This window comes from Faecalibacterium sp. BIOML-A1, assembly GCF_009679715.1.
Taxonomy (GTDB): Bacteria; Bacillota; Clostridia; order Oscillospirales; family Ruminococcaceae; genus Faecalibacterium; species Faecalibacterium taiwanense.
Window position 1 is genome coordinate 160229 of record NZ_WKZJ01000005.1, and the last position, 6079, is coordinate 166307.

Below are 6079 nucleotides of genomic sequence, written 5' to 3' on the forward strand. Positions count from 1 at the left end.
GACAACGAAAAGCCCCGGAACGGGCACGCCATTCCGGGGCTTTTTGAGCGTATTCTTACTTTTTCTTTGTGGTGCGTGCCTTTTTAGCGGCAGGAGCGGCGGGCTTTTCCGCCGGGGTGGTCTCCGGCTCGCCCAGAGCCAGAATGCTGCTCAGTTCCTTCTGAGCTGCGGCATTCGTGGCATCGGTGGTGGCCAGCACGTCGGCGTAGAACTGCTCCATGCCCTCGCGGGTGGAGAAGGTGGCAACGTACATCTGGTTGCCCATGGCGCCGCTCAGCGCGTCCGGCATGCGGTCCACCATGCGCATGTTCTGCTGGTACTTCTGCATGATCTGCTCGTGGCTGTACACAAAGTGCTTGCCGTCGCGGCGGCCTGCAAACGGGCAGTAGAAGTGCTCGCCCACCGGCATATCGGTGCCGCCAAAGGCGATCATGTCCGCCCAGATCTTATACACGTTGGTGGAGCGGGCAAAGTTGATCATATCCGGGGTAAAGCCGCCGCAGGGGCGCATGTTGACTTCCAGTGCCACGATCTGGCCCTTTTTGCCCATACCGGCCTGATTCTCGGTCATGCGGAAGAACTCAAAGTGGATGAAGCGGCTCTTCACGCCAAAGCTCTTGACGGCGGCACGGCCTGCAGCGCGGGTGTCCTCGGGCAGGTCCTTGATGATGTAGTAGATGGAGTTGTCGTTGTCGTTGACGATATCCATGATGGACATGGGGCTCACGTTGCCGGCCTCAAAGATGGGGTTGCCGTTGGCATCGATGATGGCATCGTAGCTGTTCACCTCGGCCCGGACGAACTCCTCCATGATGTACTCCACATCCGGGTGATGGGCCGTCTTCTGCACGAGGAACTTTTTCAGGTCCTCGTCGCTGGACAGCTTGTGGGTATCGGATGCGCCCACGCCGTTATCCGGCTTTACCACCACCGGGTAGCCCACCTCGTCGATGAACTTCCGGCAGCCCTCGTAATCGTCCACCATGTGGTAGCGTGCGGTGGCGATGCCGGCCTTCTGGTAATACTCCTTCATCTTGCTCTTGTACTTGATGCGGGGCATATCGGAGGTCTGGAAGCCGGAGGTGATGTGGAAATCGGTGCGCAGGGCTGCGTCCCGCTCCAGCCAATATTCATTGTTGGACTCCAGCCAGTCGATGCGGCCATACTTGAAGGCAAAGAAGGCCACGGCGCGGTAGACCTCGTCGTAGTTTTCCAGACTGCCCACCTTGTAGTACTCGTTCAGGCTGTCCTTCAGCTCCGGCTTCAGCTCATCGTAGGGCTGGTCGCCGATGCCCAGCACATTCATGCCGTTGTTTTTCAGCTCATGGCAGAACTGCCAGTAGTTGGTGGGGAAGTTGGGCGAAATAAAAATGAAATTCTGCATGGTTTTACGATTCCTCTTTCCTCTATAAACCTCTATAAAAACTCCCTCCGTCACGGCTCCGCCGTGCCAGCTCCCTCCGGGAGGGAGGCGTCCCTCTCAGTCATCGCTGCGCGATGCCAGCTCCCCCGAAGGGGGAGCTTATTTGCTGCAAACCGTCAGATGCATCAAAGCTCGCCCTTCGGGAGAGCTGGCGCGTCAGCGCCTGAGAGGGTTTGTTTTACTGCTCGCCCAGAATATACGGCATGTAATATGCAGTCTGCTTATACCACCAGTTCCAGTCGTGGTTCACATCGTGGCCCCACAGGTCTACCCAGATGGGGATGTTCTTGGCCTCGAAGATGCGCTTGAGGAACCATGTGGTGTCCGGCTGCTCCCAGTCGCCCTGACCGCAGCAGATGACCGCCTTCTGGCTGCGGAACAGCTGCATGTAGGGGTGATCCTCCGGGAAGTTCTTCATGTAGTCCACGGGCGAGTTCATGTACACCAGCTCGTCCATATAATTGCCGAAGCCATAGTGGGCCGTGTAGATGCCGCTGAGGGCCAGACAGCCGCAGAACACATCCGGGCGGCGCAGGTACAGGTTGACCGCATGGGTAGCGCCCAGACTGCAGCCAAAGGCAATGACACCGGGCAGGTCGTCCCAGCCGTTGCGCTCCTTGGCCATATACTGGATCTTGGGCACAGCCTCCTCCACGATATAGCGCAGCCACTGCTCATAGCGGCGGATGCGCCAATAAGGGTCGCCCTGCGTGTCGGACCAGGTCTCCTTGTCCATGGTATCAATGGAGATCACCATGATCTTACCAGCATCGATCCATGGGGCAAGGGTGTCGGCCATGTGGAAGTTCTCAAAATCGAAGAAGCGGCCATCCTGACAGGGGATGTACAGCATCGGGCGGCCTGCGTGGCCGTAGATCTTGCACTCCATGTCGCGGCCCAGCGCCGGACTGTAATCCTTGAAATACTGCATTTCCATGGTGTTTCCTCCTTTTAGGGTTTACTCCTCCACCTCATACATCAGAGTATGGAACATAAAGGGCAGCTGTTTTTCCCAGCTGGCTTCGCTGTGGGTGCCGCCGGGCACGATGCGGCTGGTGAGGTGGATGCCCCGGGTCAGTACCTTGCTGCACATCTCGGCAAAGCCGCGGCGCATGCCCTCGTGGTTGCCCATCTCGCGGGAGCCGTAGTCCATGTACAGCACGGTGCCCGGCTCCAGCTTTGCGCGGCCCACAAGGCCGGAAAGCTTTTCCGGCGACACCCAGATGGACGGCGACAGCGCCGCCGCACGGCTGAAAGTGTCGTTGTACTGCAAAAGGGCGTACAGGCTCATCAGGCCGCCCATGCTGCTGCCGCCGATAAAGGTGTGCTCCCGGTCGGGCAGGGTGCGGAAGTTGCGGTCGATGAAGGGTTTGAACCGGTGGATATACCAGCTCATGGTGGCCTGACCCGTGCCGTCGAAGTGGCCGAACTGCGGGTCGTCGAACCGGTAGGGCGAATACTCCACCAGCCGTTCGTTGTTGGCTCCGGCGTTGCACTCCACCGCCGCCACGATCAGCGGGGTGTCGGTGTAGTCCAGATAATCGGCCATGCCCCAGCTTTTGCCAAAGGTGGCATCCTCGTCAAAAAAGACGTTCTGACCGTCGAACATATACAGCACCGGATACCGGCGGTCGGGGTCAGCTTCATACATCGTGGGCAGATAAACATATACTCTGCGCTGCTCGGTGCCGTTGACGGCAGGGTAGCTCACGCTCCATTTTTTGACCATGGGTCCATTCCTCTCAATCTTTCCTGCACATGGCCTGCCGCAATGCAGGCCGCTGTTCTGTTTTCAGTTTAGCACTGCAGGGCACAGAAAGCAATTGCGCCGGGAAATTTTGGAGGTTTGACGGAGAGGGCGAGGACGTTATCCTAATATACGGCAAACGCCGCCGAGCGGAGGCCTGGCGGCGTTTGCTGCTATTCTGAATAAAAAGGTTCTCTCCGGAGAATCGGGATCAGTTCTTTTTCTCAACAGGCACGATCCAGCCCTTGGTATCGGGGATCTTGCCCCACTGCATACCGGTCATGGTGTCGTACAGCTTCTGGGTGACAGGGCCGATCTTGCCGTCGCCGATGTAGGCGTGCTCGCCCTTCCAGACCAGCTCCTTGACGGGGGAGACGACAGCGGCGGTACCGGTGCCGAACACCTCTTCCAGCTTGCCTTCGCGGGCAGCAGCCATGATGTCGGCAATGGCGATCTTGCCCTCGACGACCTCATAGCCCCAGTCCTTCAGCAGCTCGATGCAGCTGCGGCGGGTAACGCCGGGCAGAACGGTGCCGACGGTAGCAGCGGTGTACACCTTGCCGTCGATCTTGAACATGATGTTCATGCTGCCAACTTCCTCGACGTACTTCTTCTCCACGCCGTCCAGCCACAGCACCTGTGCGTAGCCCTGCTCCTCGGCCAGCTCACCGGCTTTGATGGAAGCAGCATAGTTGCCGCCGCACTTGGTGAAGCCGGTCAGGCCGGGAGCGGCACGGATGTACTCGTCTTCAACATAGATGCGGACGGGGTTGATGCCCTCGGCATAGTAAGCGCCCGAGGGAGCGCAGATGATGCAGAAAATGTAGTGCTTGGAAGCGTGCACGCCCAGACCCACGTCGTTTGCAAACACGAAGGGACGGATATACAGGGAAGCACCGTCGGAATGGGGCACCCAGTCACGGTCCACGTCCACCAGAGTTTCAACGGCCTGAATGTAGTCCTCCACAGGGATCTTGGGGATGCACAGACGGTCGGCGGAGTCCTGGAAACGCTTTGCGTTGCAGTCCGGGCGGAACAGCTGGACGGTATCATCGGCCGTGCGGTATGCCTTCATGCCCTCAAAGATCTCCTGAGCGTAGTGGAACACGACAGTAGCCGGGTCCAGTTCAAAGGGGCCGTAGGGGACAATGCGGGCATCGTGCCAGCCTTCGCCCTCGGTGTAATCCATCACGAACATATGGTCGGTGAACTTCTTGCCAAAACCCAGATTGCTCTCGTCAGGCTTTGCCTTCGGAGCAGTGGTACGGGTGATCTCGATATCCAACATGATTTATTTTCCCTCTTTCCTGATCTCGGGCGCAGCGAATGAAAATGCGCCCGCAAACACCGAATGTTGTTTTCTATTATAATAATATGAATGTGATTTACAAGGAAACGAAAAATCTTTCATCTTTGGACAGGTTAAGTTGCGCTAAATTGCCTGCTTTTCCATGTGCAAACTGCCCAAAATATGATACAATGAGGGCATAAGCCGGATCTTACAGGCTCAGAAAGGAGCTTTTGCACAATGATAAAAGGTGTTATTTTTGATATGGACGGGCTGATGTTCGACACCGAGCGCATCTGGACCACCCTGTGGAAGCCCGCACTGGCCACACTGGGTCTTCCTTATAAGGAAGGGCTGGACGCTGCCGCGCGCGGCTCGGCAGGCGATTCCATGCGGGCCGTGCTGCGCCGCTTCTACGGCCCGGACTGCGACGCCGATGCCATCATGGATGCCCTGCACGCGCAGGCAGAGACGGCCTTTCAGGCGCCGCCGCCCAAAAAGCCGGGTCTGGATGAACTCATCGCCTATCTGGAAGCGCAGCACATTCCCATGGTGGTGGCTTCCTCCAGCCGGATGGCATCCATCCTGCGGCACCTCAACAACTGGCACATGACCGATCACTTTCAGGCCCTTATTTCCGGCGAGCAGTTCACCTCGTCAAAGCCCGACCCGGAGATCTTTCTCACCGCGGCCAAGGCGCTGGGCACCACCCCGGCTGAAACGCTGGTGCTGGAGGACAGCTACAACGGCGTGCGGGCCGGTGCGCGGGGCGGCTTTGTCACCGTGATGGTGCCGGACCTTGCCCCCGCCGACGACGAGATGCGCCGTCTGTACACCGCCGAGTGCAAAGACCTGCACGAGGTGAAAAAGATGCTGGAGGAGGGGAAGCTTCTTTCCAAAGCCTGAAATATACAGGTGGTCTTTTACATTTTCACGCTAAAAAAAGCGGAGAACATCCTCAAGGAAGTCTTTGCCCGCCTTATCCAGCAGTCCTCCCGTGTGGAGCTGGGCAAGAAGTTTGAAAGCGGCTTCTATGCCAAGCCCGACACCCCCAGCCCGCAGGCTGTACCCGCCGCAGGCGAACCCACCATCTCCATGACGGCTCTTTTGGAATTGCTCAAGGATGCCGACCCGGAAATGAAGGCAAAGCTCCGCTTAGCCCTGCTCACCTGATGCAAAAAAGGGCACTGATTGCAATGCAATACAGCGCCCTACATCATCGGACATGGAAAACACCGACCGTGCAAAAACCGTGCAGAAACCGTGCAGCCATGGCTTACAAAACAAAAAAGCCATGAAATCTTTCGATCCACAGCTTCCACGGTAGACATTCCTACGCGTTGGGACCCGCGGGCTAAGCAACAGCAACGGGTTGCGTTAGCTGATTTTTCCGCAGCCCCTTGGCAGGGCTTTGAAAAATCAGAACGCGGCCCCAACAACTCCTCCCTGTTTCAGCCGCAGGCTGCGGTCGTCGTCGTTGCTGTTCGAATCCTCCCGATCGCGCAAAAAGAATCCCCGGCACACGAAAGTGTGTCGGGGATTCTTGGTGCAGTAAAGCAATCCAAATCCGAACCATTTTCCTTTGATGCGGCTTGGGCCGCTTCCTCAAACGTGATGGTCT

The 6079-nt window shown here is 57.8% G+C and carries 7 protein-coding genes; 3 read left to right on the plus strand and 4 right to left on the minus strand.

Going from position 1 to position 6079, the window contains the following annotated elements:
• Positions 1 to 55 precede the first annotated feature (55 nt).
• The 4 genes from GKG36_RS08195 to GKG36_RS08210 all read right to left on the minus strand — a co-directional run bounded on the left by GKG36_RS08195 (position 56) and on the right by GKG36_RS08210 (position 4458).
• Positions 56 to 1384: an ATP-grasp domain-containing protein gene (locus GKG36_RS08195; protein ID WP_097781096.1), complete on the minus strand. Its 1329-nt coding sequence runs from the start codon at positions 1382 to 1384 to the stop codon at positions 56 to 58.
• A gap of 217 nt (positions 1385 to 1601) precedes the next feature.
• Positions 1602 to 2360: an alpha/beta hydrolase-fold protein gene (locus GKG36_RS08200; RefSeq protein ID WP_154260157.1), complete on the minus strand. Its 759-nt coding sequence runs from the start codon at positions 2358 to 2360 to the stop codon at positions 1602 to 1604.
• 21 nt (positions 2361 to 2381) lie between these two features.
• The gene (locus GKG36_RS08205) at positions 2382 to 3152 is read right to left on the minus strand and encodes an alpha/beta hydrolase-fold protein (RefSeq protein ID WP_154260159.1); all 771 of its coding nucleotides are present in this window, start codon (positions 3150 to 3152) and stop codon (positions 2382 to 2384) included.
• A gap of 229 nt (positions 3153 to 3381) precedes the next feature.
• Positions 3382 to 4458 carry a branched-chain amino acid aminotransferase gene (locus GKG36_RS08210; RefSeq protein WP_154260160.1) on the minus strand — a complete coding sequence of 359 codons (1077 nt, stop codon included), beginning with the start codon at positions 4456 to 4458 and terminating at the stop codon, positions 3382 to 3384.
• 240 nt (positions 4459 to 4698) lie between these two features.
• On the opposite strand from GKG36_RS08210, the gene GKG36_RS08215 reads away from it, so the two are divergent.
• From GKG36_RS08215 to GKG36_RS14700, 3 genes are all read left to right on the plus strand, one after another.
• The gene (locus GKG36_RS08215; RefSeq protein WP_154260162.1) at positions 4699 to 5364 is read left to right on the plus strand and encodes an HAD family phosphatase; all 666 of its coding nucleotides are present in this window, start codon (positions 4699 to 4701) and stop codon (positions 5362 to 5364) included.
• 9 nt (positions 5365 to 5373) lie between these two features.
• The gene (locus GKG36_RS08220) at positions 5374 to 5631 is read left to right on the plus strand and encodes a hypothetical protein (RefSeq protein WP_223388428.1); all 258 of its coding nucleotides are present in this window, start codon (positions 5374 to 5376) and stop codon (positions 5629 to 5631) included.
• A gap of 18 nt (positions 5632 to 5649) precedes the next feature.
• On the plus strand, positions 5650 to 6079 hold a 430-nt coding region (locus GKG36_RS14700; RefSeq protein WP_206671180.1), incomplete at its 3' end, for a hypothetical protein.

Bases quoted from the DNA above. Each gene is read 5' to 3' on its own strand.
- GKG36_RS08195 (WP_097781096.1), bottom strand. From the start codon at position 1,384: ATGCAGAATTTCATTTTTATTTCGCCCAACTTCCCCACCAACTACTGG.
- GKG36_RS08200 (WP_154260157.1), bottom strand. From the start codon at position 2,360: ATGGAAATGCAGTATTTCAAGGATTACAGTCCGGCGCTGGGCCGCGAC.
- GKG36_RS08205 (WP_154260159.1), bottom strand. From the start codon at position 3,152: ATGGTCAAAAAATGGAGCGTGAGCTACCCTGCCGTCAACGGCACCGAG.
- GKG36_RS08210 (WP_154260160.1), bottom strand. From the start codon at position 4,458: ATGTTGGATATCGAGATCACCCGTACCACTGCTCCGAAGGCAAAGCCT.
- GKG36_RS08215 (WP_154260162.1), top strand. From the start codon at position 4,699: ATGATAAAAGGTGTTATTTTTGATATGGACGGGCTGATGTTCGACACC.